The organism is Psychrobacter sp., from assembly GCF_018260395.1.
GTDB lineage: Bacteria > Pseudomonadota > Gammaproteobacteria > Pseudomonadales > Moraxellaceae > Psychrobacter.
In genome coordinates this window covers 1-1043 of record NZ_JAGLBC010000255.1, presented here as the reverse complement: position 1 = coordinate 1043, position 1043 = coordinate 1, and the positions used below count along the sequence as shown (strand labels likewise).

Below are 1043 nucleotides of genomic sequence, written 5' to 3'. Positions count from 1 at the left end.
CTCTCGAGGTAAAATCTAGATTCGGAGCCGTTGCACTTCGTAATTGAATCCAAGAGGTTTATAAAATAGTTGTTGTTAAACTAATAGTTTTTAAATTTTTATGATCAAATTAACGATGTTTTATTTATGGCTTGCAAAATGACTGATTAAATGTTGTTAGGATTAGTATAGTTTATAACCACTACTAACTTACTTTGATTGGTTAGCGCTTAAACCGCCAGTTTAATAGGGTTTAACTCTATAAACTGGCACTTTATTGTATGAATACTGCTTAAGGCTGTCCTATGAAAAAATCCACTTCTCCTAGTAATTATGGGCATCAAGATACTCAACCTTGGTATAAGAATTACATGGTTATTATCTTCGTCATTGGTCTGCCTTTATTCGTAGTGGTATCGTGTTTATGGTTTGTTTATTATTCTGTGCAAATCAAAGATACCGTGGTTCGTGACGATTGGTATATGGACGGCAAAACTTTATACCAAGATGTGTCGCGCGATAAGCTGGCACATGATTTAGACTTGCATGGAGAGATGGTTTTTGATAAAAATGGACAGGTTTTGTTTAGCTTGAATTATCCGAAGCAAAGCCTTGAATCTGGCAAACTTTTAGATGGGACTGCTTTATATTATCCTGATAAACTAACTCTCTCAATCTCTCATGCAACCGATATTAGTAAAGATCGTGATACCGTTTTGAAACATACCACTGGTAATCAGTACACGGCTAACGTAAAGCTTGATCCTTTAAAATCTAAGTACTATGTCCAAGTTAGTAACGAGGGTAAGCTTAATTGGCGACTGCGTGAAGTAGGCAAACTTCCTCAGGAGCGTATTAACTTTCTACCTTTACGCTCTTTTGATTAAAGACATATGTGATCAAAACAAATAAGAGAGCCACTGGCTCTCTTTTTTTATAAATTAATCAATGAGTGGATTAATGATGGGTATTTTTTTAATTTTATAGAACTTACGCACTATCATAGGCACAAAGACTATGCTAGATCGAACTGACACTTTGGTCTCAAATGAAACCACTGATTA

General features: G+C 35.2%; 1 protein-coding gene. It reads left to right on the top strand.

The features are described from left to right. Positions 1-284: 284 nt before the first annotated feature. Entirely contained in the window at positions 285-866 is a 582-nt protein-coding gene (locus QZ265_RS10920; RefSeq protein WP_296406111.1) for a FixH family protein, read from the top strand. Positions 867-1043: the final 177 nt, after the last annotated feature.

Bases quoted from the DNA above. Each gene is read 5' to 3' on its own strand.
- QZ265_RS10920 (WP_296406111.1), top strand. From the start codon at position 285: ATGAAAAAATCCACTTCTCCTAGTAATTATGGGCATCAAGATACTCAA.